Genomic DNA, 17,698 nt, shown 5'->3' with positions numbered 1-17,698 from the left:
GCGGGAGTCACTCGACGGTGTCGTCGTGCCAGCCGAAGCTCTTCTCCACCGCCCTGCGCCAGTTGTCGTACTCGCTGTCGCGCACCGACGCCTCCATGGACGGCGTCCATTCGACGTCCTTCTGCCAGTGCCCCTTCAGCTCGTCGAGGCCGTTCCACACCCCGGTCGCCAGCCCCGCCGCGTACGCGGCGCCCAGACAGGTCGTCTCGGAGACCTTCGGACGGATCACCGGCACGCCGAGGACGTCCGCCTGGTGCTGCATCAGCAGGTTGTTCTTGGTCATGCCGCCGTCCACCTTCAAGGTGGTGATCTGCACCCCGGAGTCCTGGTACATCGCGTCCACGACCTCACGGGTCTGCCAGCTCGTGGCCTCCAGGACCGCGCGCGCGAGGTGCGCCTTCGTGACGTACCGCGTGAGACCGGTGATGACACCGCGCGCGTCCGAGCGCCAGTAGGGGGCGAACAGGCCCGAGAAGGCGGGCACGATGTACGCGCCGCCGTTGTCGTCGACGCTCGCCGCCAGCGTCTCGATCTCGTCGGCGGAACGGATGATGCCCAGTTGGTCCCGGAACCACTGGACCAGGGCGCCCGTGATCGCGATGGACCCTTCCAGGCAGTAGACCGGAGCCTCGTCGCCGATCTTGTATCCCATGGTGGTCAGCAGCCCGTTCTTCGACGGAACGGGCCTGTTGCCGGTGTTCAGCAGCAGGAAGCTGCCGGTGCCGTAGGTGTTCTTGGCCGTGCCGACGTCGTAGCAGGCCTGGCCGAACACCGCCGCCTGCTGGTCGCCGAGCGCCGACGCGACCGGCACACCGGCGAGCTGGCCCACGGCGGTGCCGTACACCTCGGCGGAGGACCTGATCTCGGGCAGCACCGCCTCGGGGATGTCCATCGCGGAGAGGATGGAAGGGTCCCACTGGAGGGTGTCCAGGTTCATCAGCATGGTGCGCCCGGCGTTGGTCACGTCGGTGACGTGCCGTCCGCCGTCGGTGCCGCCGGTCAGGTTCCAGATGAGCCAGGAGTCGATGGTGCCGAAGGCGATCTCACCGCGTTCGGCGCGAGCGCGCAGGCCCGGGACGTTGTCGAGCAGCCAGGCGGCCTTCGGCCCGGAGAAGTAGCTGGCCAGGGGCAGTCCGGTCTGCTCGCGGAAGCGGTCCTGGCCGTCCGGGCCGCCCAGTTCGTTGCAGAGCGCCGACGTGCGGGTGTCCTGCCACACGATCGCGTTGTGGACGGGCTTGCCGGTGGCGCGGTCCCACAGAACGGTCGTCTCGCGCTGATTGGTGATGCCGAGCGCGCTGAGCTGGTCGGCGCGCAGTCCGGCCTTGGCGAGCGCTCCCGCGACCACGGCCTGCACCTTGGACCAGATCTCGGTGGCGTCGTGCTCCACCCAGCCCGGTTTGGGGAAGATCTGCCGGTGTTCGCGCTGGTCGACGGCGACGATCGCGCCGCCCTGGTCGAAGATGATGCAGCGGCTTGAGGTGGTGCCCTGGTCGATTGCGGCGACGTACTTCTCGGCGTTGTCCGTCATGTCGTCCCCTTACGTGTTCTTCGTCAGGAGGCTGATGTCTCGTCAGGAGTCCGCACTTCGAGGCGGCGGCAATGCGTCAGAAGGCCACGTTGTAGATCCCGGCACCGATCGCGGCGCCGGCGATGGGGCCGACCACCGGGATCCAGGAGTATCTCCACTCCGACGTGCCCTTGTTGGGGATCGGCAGCAGCGCGTGCGCGAGGCGCGGCCCCAGGTCGCGGGCCGGGTTGATGGCGTACCCCGTGGGGCCGCCCAGGGAGAGACCGATGCCGACGACGAGGAAGGAGATGAGCAGGACCGGCAGCCCCGCGTCGCCGATGCCGGCGACATGCTTGTCGCCGCCGACCATCGCGAGGATGGGAAGCATCAGAGCGGCGGTGGCGATGGTCTCTGTGATCAGGTTCTGTACCGGGTTGTCGATCTCGGGACGCGTGGAGAAGATCCCCAGGGTCTCGATGGCCTTGTCCTCCTCGGCGTTGAGGTTGAACTGCCCGAGGTAGAGCAGCCAGCACAGGACCGCGCCGAGGACGGCGCCGGCGAACTGGCCGGCGAGGTAGAAGGGCACGTCCGACCACTTGGTGGAACCCTCGATCGCGAACCCGATGGTCACCGCCGGGTTGATCTGCCCTCCCGACAGCGGCGCCGAGGTGTAGGCACCGGCCAGGACACCGAAGCCCCAGCCGAAGGTGATGACGATCCAGCCCGCTCCCTGGGCCTTCGATCTGTTCAGGGTGACAGCGGCGCACACACCCGCGCCGAAGAGAATGAGAATCGCTGTGCCGATCAACTCGCCTACGAAGATGTCTCCGTTGCTCATGGCGGCTCCTGGGCTCTCGCCCGGAACGATCAGCTCCGGGCCGACGTGCGAGGGCGTTCCCATGGCTGTTTCCGCCGGAGGCGGGGAGGTCCCGCACCCCGCCCGGCGTCCCGGAAGTGTTCACCGGTGCCCAGGGGGCGTCAAGGTCGTGGACCGCACCGGTTGCGGGGCGCCACGTGGACGCGTCACGAAGGTCCGCCGGCACCGTACGGACGGAACCGGCCAGTCGGTCGAGTGGTCGTGCGATCGGGTGGTCAGATGATCGGGGTCAAGGCGATCGAGGTGCAGGCGATGGGGGTGCGTGCGATCGAGGTGCGGGCGGTCGACCGGATCAACCGGTGAGCGTCTGCCCGTACGGCTCCATCGGACCGGTCCCCACACCGCGCCGGACCTCATGACCGGGCAGTCCCGCGCGCCCCAGCACCCAACTCGCCCCGTCCAGGGCCTTGGCGGCCTGCTTGAGCGGTGCCAGCGAGGTGGCCGCCTGCCGGTGGTCGAGCACGCTGCCGGGCGCGCACAGCACCGTGGCCAGCGACAGGGTGACGGCGCGCCCGCCCGCGGCCCAGGGCGTGTCCAGCACCGACGCGGCCAGCGGGTCGAGCGTGTCGGGGTCGGCGAGGACCAGGAAGTCGTCGCCGCCGATGTGCCCGACCATCGTGGCCTCGGACGCCGCGTGCTGCAGCATCCGCCCCACCGCCTTGATCAGCTCGTCGCCGGCCGCGAAGCCCGCTCCGTCGTTGACCTGCTTGAAGTGGTCGATGTCCAGCCAGCTCAGCGCGAACATCCGGCCGTCCGCGATCCGTCGGTCCACCTCGCCGGTGATCGTGTCCGAACCGGGCAGCCGGGTCAGCGGGTTGAGCCCCGCCGCCTCCTCGACCCGGCTCTCCGACAGCGCCCGAACGAGATCCGCGAGGCGTACGACGCCCACGCACCGTCCGTACCGGTCGACGACCGCGACATCGTCGGACGTACGGTCCCGGTCCCCGTCCGCGACCACGTCGAGCACTTCCCAGGCGGTCGCGTCGAGGCCGACCGTACGCGGCGCGTCACCCAGCTTGGCGGCCGGCCGGTCGGCGTACAGGGCGTGCCCGTAGCGGCCGGACATCGACAGCAGGAACCGTGACCGGTGCACCGAGCGGACCGGTATCCCGAACGGGTCCACGAGGAGCACGCCGGACACCTCGGGCGACCCGGTGAGCAGGGACCTGACCTCTCCGGCCGACGCTGAAGCCGGCAGCAGCGCGGCCGGGCGGACGAACTGGCCCACGGACGGCCCCGACCGGGGCGCGCTGCGGGCACCCGGTGACAGCGCCGGAACGTATACATCCGCCGAGGGCCGCCGGGCCGGCGGGGCGAACAGATCGCCCTGCGCGAGCTGCGCACCCGCCGACACCGCGGCGGCGCACTGCAGTTCCGTCTCGACGCCCTCGATGGACAGCAGCGCGCCGAGCTGTTCGCACAGCGTCCGCATCGCGCGTACCGCGGCGGGCCGCGACAGCAGGGACACGTCGAGCTTCATCAGCTCCGGGGCGAGGTCCGTGAGCAGCCGCAGCGGTACGTCGCCGTCGCCGATGCCGTCCGCGCAGATCCGGAAGCCCTCGCCGCGCACCGTGGCCACCGCCTCCAGCAGGGCGTGCTGCGGCACGTGCGTGTACGGCGGGACGACGTCGACGGTGACCTCCCAGGGAAGCCGTCCGGCTTGCCGCACCTCGTTGCGCAGCGCGGAGAGCCGGCCGAGGTCGGCCAGCGTTCCGGCGAACACGTTGACGTGCAGGGGGAGCAGCGTCTCCCTGCGTGCGGCGGCCCGGATGGCCAGCGCGGCGAGCCGGCCGTCCAGTTCGGGATCACGGCGGGCTCGCGCCAGGATGTCGCCGGACTCCGGGCGGGCGAGCGTCTCCAGCGCCGCGACCCCTCCGGTCGTCAGGTTGACGACCGGCTGGAAGGCGAAACGGACCATATCCGTCCAGGAGGGCACAACAGCATGGTCCCGCTGTCGGCGTACGCCGGTGTGCGATTCACGAGCTGTTCACGCAGGATTCCGGGGTCGTCACAGCCGGTGCGGAAGGAGGGGCCGACGCAGCCCACCACGCGCCTAGCGAACCGCCACGACCGAGGAGCCGTGCCCGAACAGCCCCTGGTTCGCGGTGATCCCCACCCGTGCCCCGGTGACCTGCCGGTCACCGGCGTCCTCGCGCAACTGCCAGGTCAGTTCGCACACCTGGGCGATGGCCTGCGCCGGAACTGCCTCTCCGAAGGAGGCGAGCCCGCCGCTGACGTTCACCGGTATGCGTCCGCCGAGCGCTGTGGCGCCTTCCCGCAGGAGCTTGGCGCCCTCGCCCTCGCCGCAGAGCCCGAGATCCTCGTACCACTGCAGTTCCAGCGCGGTCGACAGGTCGTAGACCTCCGCGAACGAGAGATCCTCCGGGCCGACACCCGCCTCCTCGTAGGCCGTTCGGGCGATGGACGCCCGGAAGGTCTCGGACGCGGGTTCCACGGCGGCCGCCGAGTCGGTGGCGATGTCCGGCAGATCCAGCACGGTGTTCGGATAGCGCGGCGACACCGTCGACACCGCGCGGATCCGTACCGGCTCCGCGATCCCGTGCCGGCGCGCGAAGTCCACGCCCGTCAGCACCACGGCCGCGCCGCCGTCCGAGGTCGCGCAGATGTCGAGCAGCCGCAGGGGGTCGGCGACCACGGCCGACGCGGCGACCTCCTCGGCCGTGACCCGCTTGCGGTAGCGGGCGTTGGGATTGAGCGCCCCCAGGGCCGCGTTCTTCACCTTCACCTGGGCGAAGTCCTCCGGAGTGTCGCCGTACAGGGCCATCCGGCGGCGCGCGTACAGCCCGAAGTACGTCGGGTTCGTCGCCCCGAGGACGCGGAAGCGCAGCCAGTCCGGATCGTCCGGCCGGTCCCCGCCGGCAGGGCGGAAGAACCCCTTGGGTGCCGCGTCCGCGCCCACCACGAGGACCACCTCGGCGAGGCCGGAGAGGATCTGAGCCCGTGCTGTGCCGAGCGCCTGTGCCCCGGAGGCGCAGGCCGCGTACACACTCGTCACGCGTGCTCCCTGCCACCCCAGCGCCTTCGCGAACGTCGCCCCCGCCACATGTCCCGGGTAGCCGCCGCGGACGGTGGACGCGCCCACGACCGAGTCGACGTCCCCCCAGCCGATCCCCGCGTCGGCCAGCGCGGCACGCGCCGCGGCGACCCCGTACTCGACGAAGCGGTGTCCCCACTTGCCCCACGGGTGCATCCCCACGCCCAGCACCGCCACGTCACCGGTCACGCCCTCACCTCCGTCAGCCCCGCGCCTCTCATGCCGTCACCCCTGTCGGCCGCCAGTGCCATGTCGTCCAGGTGGTCTCCTCGTCCTCGTGCAGCACACCGGGGACGACCTCCACCTCCATGCCCACCGCCAGGTCGGAGACGGTGATTCCGGGAACCGCCTGGCCGAGCACCACGAGGCATTCTGATTCCAGTTCCACAGCGATCAACGCGTAGGGCTCCCAGGAGAGTTCCGGATCGGTCACATAGGGTGACGGTGGCCGGTAGCGGCTGTCCGTGTACGACCACACGCGGCCCCGGGGAGACAGCGGCGCCTCCGTCAGTTCGCCGCCCGCGCATCCCGGATTGCGGCAGAAGGCGTCCTCCCGGGGGAAGAACACCGAGGCGCACGCCGAGCAGCGCGTGCCGAGCAGACGGAAGTCCTCCCCTTCCCCGGTGAACCACCCGGCGACGACAGGTGTGCGTGTACGCGACACGGTCCCTCCACGGCGCTCGATCTGACGGAACGTCAGAAGTGTGCCACGGGCGGGGAAAATTGGGCAGGGCGTCCGCGCGGACCGACGGGCGCCACCGGCGGCCGGAGTCCCGGCCGCCGGTGAGGGTATGCAGGGAGCGCCCCGACCGCCCCATCCGTCCCGACCGGGAACTTCCGCCCCGGCCGTGTCATCCCGTCCAACCCGAAGACGCCCGTTCGGTGATGGACTACAGTCCGCGGCGTGCCCGAAAACCCGCACCCGCCCGCCGACTTCGCACCCGACTCGCACTGTTCGAGCTGCGGCGCCCCCTACGGAGAGGGCATCTCCGGCTGGCCCCGCACCTGCGCCGCCTGCGGCACGGTCGCCTACCGCAATCCGCTTCCGGTCGCGGTGGCCCTGCAGCCCGTCTACGACGACCGGGGCGCTGCCCTCGTGGTCATCACCCGGACCATCGCTCCCGCGCGCGGGGGAGTCGCCCTGCCCGGGGGATTCATCGACCACCGGGAGGACTGGCGGCAGGCCGTCGTGCGCGAGCTCAAGGAGGAGACGGGCATCGACGCCGCGAGCAGGGAAGTGCGGCTCGCCGACGCGATGAGCTCCCCGGCGGGCCATCTGCTGCTCTTCGGGCTCCTTCCGGAACGCCCGGCCGCCGAACTGCCGAAGTCCGCCGCCACCGACGAGACCGAAGGCTGGCACCTGCTGCGCCGGCCGGCCGAACTCGCCTTCCCACTGCACACCCTGGCCGCGCGCGCATGGTTCGAGGGGCGGTACATCTGAGGGTCAGCGACGGGGTCTGCCCAGTCCCCGCACCCGTACGGGATACGACGGCTCGCTCAGGCCCCCCGTGCCGCTCGCCCTTCGCACCACCACCTCGTCCTCCTCCCAGCGGGACACATGGCGCTCGGCCTCCGGTTCCTCCCAACCGTCGCCCGTGTCCGCCACGACGAGCCCGACACCGCCGCTTCCCCGCGCGGGCGCCCACGCCTCCAGCTCCAACCCGCCGTCGGCACCGCGCACGGGCACGACGGCACCGGCCCGCGCGAGCACCGGAATCCGCGACAAGGGCGCGTCGACCACCACCTGCGCCGGCCCCTCGTACGCCTCCTCGGTGACCGTGTCGTACCAACGCCCCCGCGGCAGGTGCACCGTCCGCCGGAGCGCACCAGGGTCGAGCACGGGAGCCACCAGGAGGCTGTCGCCGAGCAGGAACGCGTCCTCGCAGTCGCGCAGCGCCCGGTCCTCGGGACTGCCCCACCACACGGGCCGGACGTAGGGAGCGCCCGTGCGGCGCGCCAGATGCGCCAGCGTCATGAAGTACGGAAGCAGCCGCCGCCGTTCGAGGAGAGCCACGCGCGCGTGCTCCAGGACCTCGTCACCGAACTCCCAGGGCTCCCTGCGCCCGGCCCGCAGACTGGCGTGCGTGCGGAACAGCGGGAGGTACGCGCCGAGCTGGAACCACCGCAGATACAGCTCGGGCGACGGGCTGCCGTCGAAGCCGCCCACATCGGGTCCCGAGTAGGGCACCCCGCACAGCCCGAGCCCCAGCACCAGGGACAACGACGCCCGCAGCCCCGGCCAGCCCGTGGCCACGTCCCCGGACCACGTCCCCGCGTAGCGCTGCAGACCCGCCCACCCGGAACGCGAGAACAGGAACGGCCGCTCCCGCGGCGCCAGTTCACGCAGCCCCTCGTAGGCGGCCCGGGCCATGCCCAGCGCGTACACGTTGTGCGCCTCGCGGTGGTCACCGCCGCGGCCCTCCAGGGAGTGCCTGGCCGAACGCGGCAGCGTCGGCTCCCCGAAGGCCGTGAACGACGTCGGTTCGTTCATGTCGTGCCAGAACCCGGCGAACCCCTGCGCGAGCCGCTCCTCGTACAGCCCGCCCCACCACGCGCGCGCCCGCGCGTCCGTGAAGTCCGGGAACACGGCCTCCCCGGGCCACACGACACCTCGTACGAGCCGTCCCGAGGCGTCCCGCACGAAGGCATCCTCGGCCAGACCGCCGTCGTACACCTCGTTGCCCGGCTCCGCCTTGACCGCCGGGTCGACGATCGACACCAGCCGGATCCCGTCGCGCCGCAACTCCTCGGCGAGCTGAGGCAGCTTCGGGAACCTGTCGCGATCGACGGTGAACACCTGGTGGTCGTCGTAGTGGTCGATGTCCAGATGGACGGCGTCCAGCGGCAGGCCACGCTCCTGGTAGCCCGCGACGATCCTGCGCACCTCCTGCTCGCTGCCGAAGCCCCACCGCGCGTGCTGGTGCCCCAGCGCCCACGCGGGCGGAAGCGCCGCGGCACCGGTCAGGGACGCCCAGGAGTGCAGCACGCGCGCGGGGGTGCCCACCATCACCCAGCAGCGCAGCGGCCCGCCGTCCATGCGCAGTTCGCTCGACCCGGCCCGGTCGTGCCCGGAGCCGGCGCCCTCCTCGCCCTCCCGCAGGACCACGGTGCCGTCCCACGTCGTGTCGTGGAACACGAGATGCGTACCCGCGTCGGCGACGACCATCTGCACCGGCATCGTGAGGTACAGCGGATCGTCGCCCGGCCCGAAGGCCTGTCCTTGGTCCGTGTTCCACAGCCGGTACGTCCCCTCGCGCAGCCGCAGCCCGGCCGCCCGGCCACCCAGACCGAAGAACCGGGCGTCGGCCGCCACTTCGGAACGCTGCATCCAGCGGGCGGTGCCGCCGTCGACGGGTTCCCACCACCGGGGCGGCAGATCCCGGCGCAGGACCACCCCGCCGGGCGTCAGGACCTTGACCGCGCCGTGCCGTGACACCGTGACCGTGACCCGCTCGGCCACGACCCGCCAGCCGCCGTCCTTGTCCGGCTCCAGGACGGCCCGTGGATCGGGTTCGGGGGACCGGCCCGCCAAGGCGTACGACGGCTCCGGCGCGACCGCGTCCCAGCCCCAGAAGACCGCCCCGCCCACCGTGACCGTGATCCGCAGCTCCGAGCGGGTGAAGCGGACGACTCCGCCGCCGGGGCCCGGCTCCACACCGAGCACCGGCCCCGGTACCCGCGCCCGCTCGGCGCCCCGCCGGGGCAGCCCGGAGGCGTCGGCACGCCTCCTGCGCCACGCGGCTCGTACGGTGAGCAACCCCTGAGTGGTACCCCCCGAGCCGACCGCTTTCACCGAACGCACCAGGTCACGACCGTCCATGCTGCTCACCCTGCCACTACCGGCGCCCGTTGAGTGAGCCGTTCAACTGCCGTTCACCTGGTGCGCGGCCACATCTTCATGTAGCCGACTATGTGGGGCGTGCCCTGGTAAAGAAGTCGATCACATGGCATCGTCCGTGTCAGCCGCGTGACGCGCACACCCCCGCTCGTGCGCGACCGACGCCCACGACGCGCACAGCCCGGGAGCCGCCCCATGTCCACCACGAACCCCTCACCGCTCTGGCAGCCCACCGCCGAGGGCATCGCCCAGGCGCGGGTCACGAAGTTCCAGGCCTGGGCGGCCGAACGGCACGGAGCGCCGGCCGAGGGAGGCTACGCGGCCCTGCACCGTTGGTCGGTCGACGAGCTGGAGACGTTCTGGAAGGCCGTCACCGAGTTCTTCGACGTACGGTTTTCCGCCCCGTACGCGCGCGTGCTCGGCGACCGTGCCATGCCCGGAGCCGACTGGTTCCCCGGAGGGACCCTCAACTACGCGGAGCACGCCCTGCGCGCCGCGGAGACCCGCGCGGACGAACCGGCCCTCCTGTATGTCGACGAGAGCCACGAGTCCGTCCCCGTGACGTGGTCCGAGCTGCGCCGTCAGGTCGGCTCCCTCGCCGCGGAGCTGCGGGCCCTCGGTGTACGGCCCGGAGACCGGGTCAGCGGCTATCTCCCGAACATCCCCCAGGCCGTGGTCGCCCTGCTCGCCACGGCCGCCGTGGGCGGGGTCTGGACTTCTTGCGCCCCCGATTTCGGCGCGCGCAGCGTCCTCGACCGCTTCCAGCAGGTCGAACCCGTGGTCCTGTTCGCCGTCGACGGCTACCGCTACGGAGGCAAGGAGCACGACCGCCGCGACACGGTCGCGGAACTGCGCCGCGAGCTGCCCACCCTGCGCGCCGTCGTGCACATCCCGCTGCTGGGGACCGAGGCACCCGAGGGCGCGCTGGAGTGGTCGGCGCTGACCTCCGCCGACGTGGAGCCCGTCTTCGAGCAGGTTCCCTTCGGCCATCCCCTGTGGGTGCTCTACTCCTCAGGTACGACCGGCCTTCCCAAGGCCATCGTCCAGTCCCAGGGCGGCATCCTCGTCGAGCACCTCAAGCAGCTCGGTCTGCACTGCGACCTGGGCCCCGAGGACCGCTTCTTCTGGTACACCTCCACCGGCTGGATGATGTGGAACTTCCTCGTCTCCGGCCTGCTCACGGGCACCACGATCGTGCTGTACGACGGCAGCCCCGGGTATCCGGACACGGGCGCCCAGTGGGGTGTCGCGGAGCGCACGGGAGCCACCCTCTTCGGTACGTCCGCCGCCTACGTCATGGCCTGCCGCAAGGCGGGGGTCCACCCCTCGCGCGACTTCGACCTCAGCCGGGTGCGGTGTGTCGCGACGACCGGCTCGCCGCTGCCCCCCGACGGATTCCGCTGGCTGCACGACGAGGTCCGCGAGGACCTGTGGATCGCCTCCGTCAGCGGCGGCACCGACGTGTGCTCCTGCTTCGCCGGAGCGGTACCGACGCTCCCCGTGTACATCGGCGAGCTCCAGGCGGCCGGTCTCGGCACCGACCTCCAGTCCTGGGACGCCGGCGGCAAGCCCCTCGTCGACGAGGTCGGCGAACTGGTCGTCACCAACCCGATGCCGTCGATGCCCATCCGCTTCTGGAACGACCCCGACGGCAGCCGCTACCACGACAGCTACTTCGACACCTATCCCGGAGTGTGGCGGCACGGCGACTGGATCACCGTCACCTCCAGGGGCTCGGTCGTCATCCACGGCCGCTCCGACTCCACGCTCAACCGGCAGGGCGTGCGCATGGGCTCGGCCGACATCTACGAGGCCGTCGAGCGCCTTCCCGAGATCAGGGAATCGCTCGTCATCGGCGTCGAACAGCCCGATGGCGGCTACTGGATGCCGCTGTTCGTCCACCTCGCGCCCGGAGCCGTCCTGGACGAGGACCTCCTGAACCGCATCAAGGGGACCATCCGCGAACAGCTCTCCCCGCGCCACGTTCCCGACGAGGTCATCGAAGTACCCGGAGTGCCCCACACCCTGACCGGCAAGCGCATCGAGGTACCCGTGAAGCGCCTGCTCCAGGGTGCGTCGATGGAGAAGGCGGTCAACGTCGGATCCGTGGACGACGTCGAGCTCCTGCGCTTCTACGAGAAGCTGGCCCGCGAGCGCGGCTGACCGGCCTCCCCGGGCGTCAGCCCCCGTAGGTGGCCTCCGACTCGCCGAGCACCGCGGTGAAGTCGGAGGCCAGGCGCACGGCGTCGGCGGGCACGAGCTCCGCGACCGAGATGCGCACACCGGGTGCGGCCGAGGTCCGGAAACGCGCGCCCGCCGCGACCCACCATCCGTACGAACGAAGACCGTTCACCACGGCCGACTCGTCCCGAACGGGCACCCAGACGTTCAGCCCGCTCACGCCGTGAGCCCGGACGCCCCGGTCCGCCAGTTCACGCAGCAGCGCGTTCCGGCGCAGCGTGTACGTCTCCTGGGCACGCGCCGTCAACGCGCGCGTGGCGTCGTCCGTCATCAGCCGGAGCACCGTCTCCTGGAGCAGATGACTGACCCAGCCTGAGGTCAGCAGCAGGCGTCCGTCGTGCCGGGCCAGTGTCGTCGGATCGCACGCGGCGGCCGCCCACCTCAGGTCGGTTCCCAGGAACTTGCTGACCGTGCGCACATGGACCCAGCGGTTCAGGCCGCCCGCCGTCACGGTGCGCAGCGGAGCGCCGGCGACGGACGACGCGTGGTCGTTCTCCACGACCAGCACGTCGGGCGCCTCCTGGAGCACCGCGAGGAGAGCGTCCCGCCGTTCCGCGGAGAGGCTGCCGCCCCAGGGATTCTGCGCCCGTGGACTGAACACGACCGCGCGCACCCCCGCTCGCAGAGCCGTCCGCAGGGCGTCAGGGCGGATGCCCTGGTCGTCGACCGCGACCGGAACCGTGCGCAGTCCCAGCGCCGTGACCAGGTCCAGCAGATGGTGGTAGCCGGGGTCCTCCATCGCGACCGCGTCCCCCGGACGGAGTTCCACGGAGAGCAGCCGCCCGATCAGGTCGAGCGCGCCGTGGGCGAACGTCACATGCTCCGCCGGCACTCCGTCGGGATCCAGCCAGTCGCGTACGGCCTCCTCCAGTCGTGCCAGACGCGGTGAACCGCGATGGGAGCGCGCGCCGATGGAGAGCTGCGAGGGCGGCACCAGCAGGGGCAGCAGCGCGGGGTCGGGATGCCCGCCCGCCAGGTCGCGCAGTCCCTCGGGCACGCGGGGCGGGCGCCGTGACGCCACCGAGGGCGCGGCGGCGACGACGGTCCCGCCGCGTCCGCGGGTCACCACGATCGCGCGTCGCCGCAGTTCCTTGTACGCCGTCGCGACCGTCCCCGGACTGACGCCGAGCCGCTCCGCCAGAGCGCGCACGGGAGGCAGCGCCGTGCCCGGCTCCAGGGCGCCCTCGGCCACGCCCCGTTCCACGGACGCGGCAATTCCCTTGGCTGTCGTACCACTGATCGAATATTGTGTTGCCACGTTGCTGAGTATGTATCAATACATAATGTGAGGCAAGGGGGAACCGTGAGCCCGACGCGCCGCGCAGCCGCATGGCCGCCACGCATTCCGGGAGGGCCCGACGGCCGGAGAATGCTCTGGATCGCCCTGGTCGACCGCACCGGCAGCGGCCTGTGGGCAGCCGTCTCCGTCCTGTACTTCACCTACGTCGCCGGCCTCTCGGTCGCGCAGATCGGCACCCTCGTCGCCGTGGCCGGAGCGGTCGGCATCGCCGGCGCGCCCCTGGGCGGACGCATGGCCGACCGACTGCCCCTGACCCGCGTACTGATCGGGCTCCAACTCCTGCGCGCCCTCGCCGCCTTCGCCCTGCTGACCACGGACAACTACGCCCTCCTCGTGGCCTTCTCCGCGGCCGGCAGCTTCGGCGACCGGGCCGCGAACGTCCTCACCAAGCTGTACGCCACCCGTGTATCGGGACCCGACCGCGTCCGCTACCAAGCCCTCAACCGCACCGTCGCCAACGCCGGTTGGGCTCTCGGAGGTCTCGCCGCGGCGGGCGCCCTGACCATCGGCACCACCGCCGCCTACCAGTGGCTGCTCACGGGCGACGCCCTCTCCTTCGTGGCCGTCGCCCTCGCGACCGCCCGCTGCGGCGAACCGCCCTCGGCCGCCCGCACGATCGCCACGTCGACGGACCCGGCCCCCGCGACACGCCCCGCCGGCCCCTGGCGCGACCGCACCTACCTCGCCTACGTCGCCACCGAGACCGTCCTCTTCCTCGACGATGCGGTGTTCAAGGTCGGACTGCCCCTGTGCGTCGTGCACTCCGAGCAGGCTCCCCACGGCCTCGCGCCTCTGCTGATGGTCCTGAACAACGTGATGGTCGTGACCCTCCAAGTCCCGCTGGCCCGCCTCGGCGCCACGACCGCCGCGGCCCGCGCCCTCCTCGTCCCGCTCTCCGTGTTCTCCGCGCTCGGAGGAGTCCTCCTGGCGCTCTCGGCGACAGGCGGAGCCACGGCCGTGACCCTGTTCCTGACCGCCGCGGCCGTCGCCTTCACGGTGACGGAGATGGTCCACGCCACCGTCTCGTGGGAACTCTCCGTGGCCCTCGCCCCGGACACCGCCCAGGGCGGATACCTCGGCGTCCACGGCCTTGCTCAGGCGGTCCAGCGCAGCGTCGGACCACTCGCTGTCACGGCGGCCATCGCGGCCGGCCCCCTCGGGTGGACTCTCTTCGGCGCGACCATGGCCACGACCTGCATGTTCCAGCACCGCCTCGTGCGCGAACGACTCACCCACCACGCGTTGTCAGTGCCGCCGGTTACTGTGAGTGAGCATTGATCGACTGCGCACAGGGGGAAACATGGCGCACACCCAGCACCACACCATGCGACGCGTCCTGCGCCGCGAAATCGCCGGCACCATCGGCCTGCTGACCGACGAACAGGACTTCCGGGCGATGCTGCGCTACCGCACTTTCGCCTTCGACGACCATAGGACCTATCTCCAGCAGGTCGAGGGCCTGCTCAAGACCCTCGCCGCCCAGGGCAGCCACACGACAGTGGCACTCTTCGACCCCGAGGAATACGCCGAGTTCTGCGCCGAAAGCGGCCTGGAACCCGACACCCCGGTCAGCCGTACCCGCTTCACCGCCCAACTGGCGGCGACCGGCCCCACCATCCCCTACGACGGACAACCCCTGGACGAACTGGTCCCGGACCTCGTCGACGAAGCCGTCCGCCGCGCCACCTGGGAGTACGCCACCACGCTCCTGGCCCGCACCGGCACCTGCGCGACCTGCGGCGAGGACATCGGCCGCGCCGCCTTCATCCGCGCCGCCCACCTCCTCGCCCGCATCGTCGACACCGCGAGCACCGGAGACCTCCACCTCGTGTGCAGCGTCTCCTCGGCTCCCGACACACTCGTCGCCGTACTCCGGACAGAGGGACGCACCGAGCTCACCGCAGGCCTCGACGAGTCCGAAGCCCTCGAATTCACCACCGTCCTGGCCCTCGGCATCGCCACCCGGAGCGCCTGCGGACTCGTCATGCGCACCACCGCACCCGACTCCACCGACCGTGTCTACGGATGGCGCCTGCGCGGCGAACACCTGGAACCCCTCACCGCGGGCGAGGTGTTCGACGCCTACTGCACCGACCTCGATTCCGGCGATCTGGTCTCCCCGGAATCCGGCGTCGACTATTGCGTACCGCCCGATCTCGGAGACGAGGGAACGGGGACCGGCCACACGCACTGAACGCGAAAGGGGCGCCCCATCCGAAGATGGAGCGCCCCTCCGAACCGAGAACCGCCGCCTGCTGACGGCGCCGTCCGGCTACTCGCCCGACAGCACCGCCTGCGCCGCGGTGCGCGCCTCTTCCGCCGTGTCCGCGGCACGCGCGGCCGAGGCCGCCCGCTCGCACTGGGCCAGCGTGTACTTCGCCAGCGTCGCCCGGACGTAGGGAATCGACGCGGCACCCATCGACAGGGAGGTGACACCCAGACCGGTCAGCACACAGGCCAGCAGCGGGTCCGACGCCGCCTCGCCGCAGACACCGCAGCTCTTGCCCTCGGCCTTCGCCGCCTCGGCGGACAGCGCGACCAGGTCGAGCAGCGCCGGCTGCCACGGGTCCTGCAGCCGGGACACCGCGCCCACCTGCCGGTCCGCGGCGAACGTGTACTGCGCGAGGTCGTTGGTCCCCAGGGAGAGGAACTCGACCTCCTGCAGAATCGACCGCGCCCGCAGCGCGGCCGACGGGATCTCCACCATCGCGCCGAACTTGGCCCGCAGCCCGGCCTCACGGCACGCGTCCGCGAACGCCTTGGCGTCCGTGCGGTCGGCGACCATCGGAGCCATCACCTCGAGGTAGACCGGCAGCCCCTCGGCGGCCTTCGCGAGCGCGGTGAGCTGCGTCCGCAGGACATCGGGGTGGTCCAGCAGCGAACGCAGACCCCGGACACCGAGCGCCGGGTTGGGCTCGTCGGCCGGCGTCAGGAAGTCCAGGGGCTTGTCCGCACCCGCGTCCAGCACCCGCACCACGACACGGCCCTCGGGGAAGGCCTCGAGCACCTGACGGTAGGCCTCGACCTGCTTCTCCTCGGACGGCGCCTGCTTGCTGTCGTCGAGGAACAGGAACTCGGTACGGAACAGACCGACACCCTCGGCACCGGCCTCCACGGCCGCCGGCACGTCCGCCGGACCGCCGACGTTGGCCAGCAGCGGCACCTTGTGCCCGTCGGAGGTGGCACCCGGACCCGTCGAGGCGGAGAGCGCCGCCCTGCGCGCGGCAGCCGCCGCCTCGAGCTGCGCCTTCTTCTCCGCGCTCGGCTCCACGAAGATCTCGCCCGTGCTGCCGTCGACCGCGATCACGGTGCCCTCGGCGAGCTCACCGGCGCCGGGGAGCGCCACGACGGCCGGTACGCCCAGCGCACGGGCCAGGATCGCGCTGTGGCTCGTCGGCCCGCCCTCCTCCGTCACGAAACCGAGGACCAGGGTCGGGTCCAGCAGCGCCGTGTCGGCGGGCGCGAGGTCACGCGCGATGAGGACGTACGGCTCGTCGCTGTCCGGGACACCCGGCATGGGCACACCGAGCAGCCGGGCGACGATACGGTTCCGCACGTCGTCCAGGTCGGCCACACGTCCGGCGAGGTACTCACCGGCGCCGGCGAGCAGCGCCCGGTAGGCGGCGAGCGCGTCGTAGACCGCACGCTCGGCTGTGCTGCCCACGGCGATCCGCCGGTTGACGTCAGCCGTGAGCTCGGGGTCCTGGGCCATCATGGCCTGGGCCTCGAGCACCGCCTGGGCCTCGCCACCCGCCAGATTGCCGCGCGCGATGAGGTCGGCCGCCACGTCCACCACGGCCTTGCGCGCGCGTGCCTGCTCGCGTGCCGCGTCCTCCGGGGGAATCTGCTTGGCAGGCGGTTCGAGGACCGCCGTTCCCATGTGCCGAACTTCGCCGATGGCCACACCGTGGCTCACGCCGACGCCTCGCAGCGTTGTCTCCATCTCACCCGTCTCCGCATAGTGCGGCGTCACCGCCGCCGTGATGTTTGTCGAACGCGCCGTCCAGGACAGCGTCGAAGTCACTGCCAGCCGAACAGCGCGTCGCCGGCCTTCACGTCGCCGTCCTCACGGACGTCCGAGAGGGAGTCCGCGGTGGCTTCGAGGGCCACGACCGGGCACACCGGGGACTTTCCGGCCTCCTCGACGGCCGCGGGGTTCCAGCGCACGACACTCTGGCCGCGCGTCACGGTGTCCCCCTTGTTGACGAGCAGCTCGAAGCCTTCGCCGTTGAGCTGCACGGTGTCGATGCCCAGGTGCGTCAGCACGCCGTGGCCCTCACCGTCGACGACGACGAACGCGTGCGGGTGAAGGGAGACGATCACGCCATCCACGGGAGAGACAGCCTCCGAGGGTTCGCGCACGGGATCGATCGCCGTACCGGGGCCGACCATCGCTCCGGAGAAGACGGGGTCCGGTACCGCGGCGAGTCCGATGGCGCGTCCTGCAAGAGGGGACGTCACGGTGGTCATGGAAAGCCTCCGAGGGGGGTGGAGATCTATACGGGCCGTCACTGCCTGTCCCGGACAGCGCACTGTTGAGCAGGGTATGTCATATGAAGTGCCGGTTCCGCGCGAGAGATCCCGGTTGGCGCCGTAGAGGACAGGGCAAACGATTTGCGCCCGCTCCCGCACCCCATGTAGAGTCGTACTCCTGCCTGAGGCTGAGCGGCGTGACCAAGGCGTCGTTGCCCGGCAGCACCCAACTTGTCAGATCCTATCTCGGGGTCCTGTTCCGCATGTCTGCGGGATGGTGGTCAGTGAGACGGAAAAGGACTGATAGAGTTTGGACTCGCCGGAAAGGGAAACGCGAAAGCGAGAACCTGGAAAGCACCGAGGAAATCGGATACGGAAACGGTCTGATAGAGTCGGAAACGCAAGAC

General features: G+C 71.4%; 13 protein-coding genes. 4 read left to right on the top strand and 9 right to left on the bottom strand.

Annotation, left to right across the window (positions count from 1 at the left end; translation table 11 throughout):
* Positions 1–7 precede the first annotated feature (7 nt).
* The 5 genes from glpK to ACZ4TO_RS38605 all read right to left on the bottom strand — a co-directional run bounded on the left by glpK (position 8) and on the right by ACZ4TO_RS38605 (position 6,103).
* Positions 8–1,528: a glycerol kinase GlpK gene (gene glpK / locus ACZ4TO_RS38625; protein ID WP_468026694.1), complete on the bottom strand. Its 1,521-nt coding sequence runs from the start codon at positions 1,526–1,528 to the stop codon at positions 8–10.
* Between the two features lie 76 nt (positions 1,529–1,604).
* Positions 1,605–2,345 carry an MIP/aquaporin family protein gene (locus tag ACZ4TO_RS38620; RefSeq protein WP_468026693.1) on the bottom strand — a complete coding sequence of 247 codons (741 nt, stop codon included), beginning with the start codon at positions 2,343–2,345 and terminating at the stop codon, positions 1,605–1,607.
* 331 nt (positions 2,346–2,676) lie between these two features.
* Positions 2,677–4,302: an EAL domain-containing protein gene (locus ACZ4TO_RS38615; RefSeq protein ID WP_451076200.1), complete on the bottom strand. Its 1,626-nt coding sequence runs from the start codon at positions 4,300–4,302 to the stop codon at positions 2,677–2,679.
* A gap of 135 nt (positions 4,303–4,437) precedes the next feature.
* Positions 4,438–5,628, bottom strand: coding sequence for a lipid-transfer protein (locus ACZ4TO_RS38610; RefSeq protein WP_468026692.1), 1,191 nt, complete (start codon positions 5,626–5,628; stop codon positions 4,438–4,440).
* Between the two features lie 28 nt (positions 5,629–5,656).
* Entirely contained in the window at positions 5,657–6,103 is a 447-nt protein-coding gene (locus ACZ4TO_RS38605; RefSeq protein ID WP_468026691.1) for a Zn-ribbon domain-containing OB-fold protein, read from the bottom strand.
* Between the two features lie 240 nt (positions 6,104–6,343).
* On the opposite strand from ACZ4TO_RS38605, the gene ACZ4TO_RS38600 reads away from it, so the two are divergent.
* Positions 6,344–6,880 carry an NUDIX domain-containing protein gene (locus ACZ4TO_RS38600; RefSeq protein ID WP_382795465.1) on the top strand — a complete coding sequence of 179 codons (537 nt, stop codon included), beginning with the start codon at positions 6,344–6,346 and terminating at the stop codon, positions 6,878–6,880.
* Positions 6,881–6,883: 3 nt separating this feature from the next.
* Here the strand turns inward: ACZ4TO_RS38600 and ACZ4TO_RS38595 are convergent, their stop codons facing one another.
* Positions 6,884–9,259, bottom strand: coding sequence for a glycoside hydrolase family 31 protein (locus ACZ4TO_RS38595; protein WP_468026690.1), 2,376 nt, complete (start codon positions 9,257–9,259; stop codon positions 6,884–6,886).
* A 213-nt stretch (positions 9,260–9,472) separates the two neighbouring features.
* Here ACZ4TO_RS38595 and ACZ4TO_RS38590 point away from each other — a divergent pair, with 213 nt between their 5' ends.
* Positions 9,473–11,440, top strand: a complete 1,968-nt coding sequence (locus tag ACZ4TO_RS38590) for an acetoacetate--CoA ligase (protein ID WP_468026689.1) — start codon at positions 9,473–9,475, stop codon at positions 11,438–11,440.
* A gap of 16 nt (positions 11,441–11,456) precedes the next feature.
* Here the strand turns inward: ACZ4TO_RS38590 and ACZ4TO_RS38585 are convergent, their stop codons facing one another.
* The gene (locus tag ACZ4TO_RS38585) at positions 11,457–12,776 is read right to left on the bottom strand and encodes an aminotransferase class I/II-fold pyridoxal phosphate-dependent enzyme (protein WP_468026688.1); all 1,320 of its coding nucleotides are present in this window, start codon (positions 12,774–12,776) and stop codon (positions 11,457–11,459) included.
* A gap of 111 nt (positions 12,777–12,887) precedes the next feature.
* Here ACZ4TO_RS38585 and ACZ4TO_RS38580 point away from each other — a divergent pair, with 111 nt between their 5' ends.
* The gene (locus tag ACZ4TO_RS38580) at positions 12,888–14,096 is read left to right on the top strand and encodes an MFS transporter (RefSeq protein WP_468026687.1); all 1,209 of its coding nucleotides are present in this window, start codon (positions 12,888–12,890) and stop codon (positions 14,094–14,096) included.
* A 22-nt stretch (positions 14,097–14,118) separates the two neighbouring features.
* Positions 14,119–15,012 carry a hypothetical protein gene (locus ACZ4TO_RS38575; protein WP_385048260.1) on the top strand — a complete coding sequence of 298 codons (894 nt, stop codon included), beginning with the start codon at positions 14,119–14,121 and terminating at the stop codon, positions 15,010–15,012.
* Positions 15,013–15,090: 78 nt separating this feature from the next.
* Here the strand turns inward: ACZ4TO_RS38575 and ptsP are convergent, their stop codons facing one another.
* Together ptsP and ACZ4TO_RS38565 are read right to left on the bottom strand one after the other, a co-directional pair.
* The gene (gene ptsP, locus ACZ4TO_RS38570; RefSeq protein ID WP_468026686.1) at positions 15,091–16,761 is read right to left on the bottom strand and encodes a phosphoenolpyruvate--protein phosphotransferase; all 1,671 of its coding nucleotides are present in this window, start codon (positions 16,759–16,761) and stop codon (positions 15,091–15,093) included.
* 77 nt (positions 16,762–16,838) lie between these two features.
* Positions 16,839–17,288 (bottom strand): PTS sugar transporter subunit IIA, encoded by a 450-nt coding sequence (locus ACZ4TO_RS38565; protein WP_382795445.1) that lies wholly within the window; start codon positions 17,286–17,288, stop codon positions 16,839–16,841.
* Positions 17,289–17,698: the final 410 nt, after the last annotated feature.

The sequence above is a fragment of the Streptomyces sp. NPDC028298 genome, from assembly GCF_055565895.1.
The sequence above is the reverse complement of the archived record's forward strand: the minus strand, read 5'-3'. Positions and strand labels throughout refer to the sequence as shown.

Coding starts and splice junctions, on each gene's coding strand:
- ACZ4TO_RS38595 (WP_468026690.1), bottom strand. CDS start 9,259: ATGGACGGTCGTGACCTGGTGCGTTCGGTGAAAGCGGTCGGCTCGGGG.
- glpK (WP_468026694.1), bottom strand. CDS start 1,528: ATGACGGACAACGCCGAGAAGTACGTCGCCGCAATCGACCAGGGCACC.
- ACZ4TO_RS38590 (WP_468026689.1), top strand. CDS start 9,473: ATGTCCACCACGAACCCCTCACCGCTCTGGCAGCCCACCGCCGAGGGC.
- ACZ4TO_RS38565 (WP_382795445.1), bottom strand. CDS start 17,288: ATGACCACCGTGACGTCCCCTCTTGCAGGACGCGCCATCGGACTCGCC.
- ACZ4TO_RS38580 (WP_468026687.1), top strand. CDS start 12,888: ATGCTCTGGATCGCCCTGGTCGACCGCACCGGCAGCGGCCTGTGGGCA.
- ACZ4TO_RS38575 (WP_385048260.1), top strand. CDS start 14,119: ATGGCGCACACCCAGCACCACACCATGCGACGCGTCCTGCGCCGCGAA.
- ptsP (WP_468026686.1), bottom strand. CDS start 16,761: ATGGAGACAACGCTGCGAGGCGTCGGCGTGAGCCACGGTGTGGCCATC.
- ACZ4TO_RS38615 (WP_451076200.1), bottom strand. CDS start 4,302: ATGGTCCGTTTCGCCTTCCAGCCGGTCGTCAACCTGACGACCGGAGGG.
- ACZ4TO_RS38620 (WP_468026693.1), bottom strand. CDS start 2,345: ATGAGCAACGGAGACATCTTCGTAGGCGAGTTGATCGGCACAGCGATT.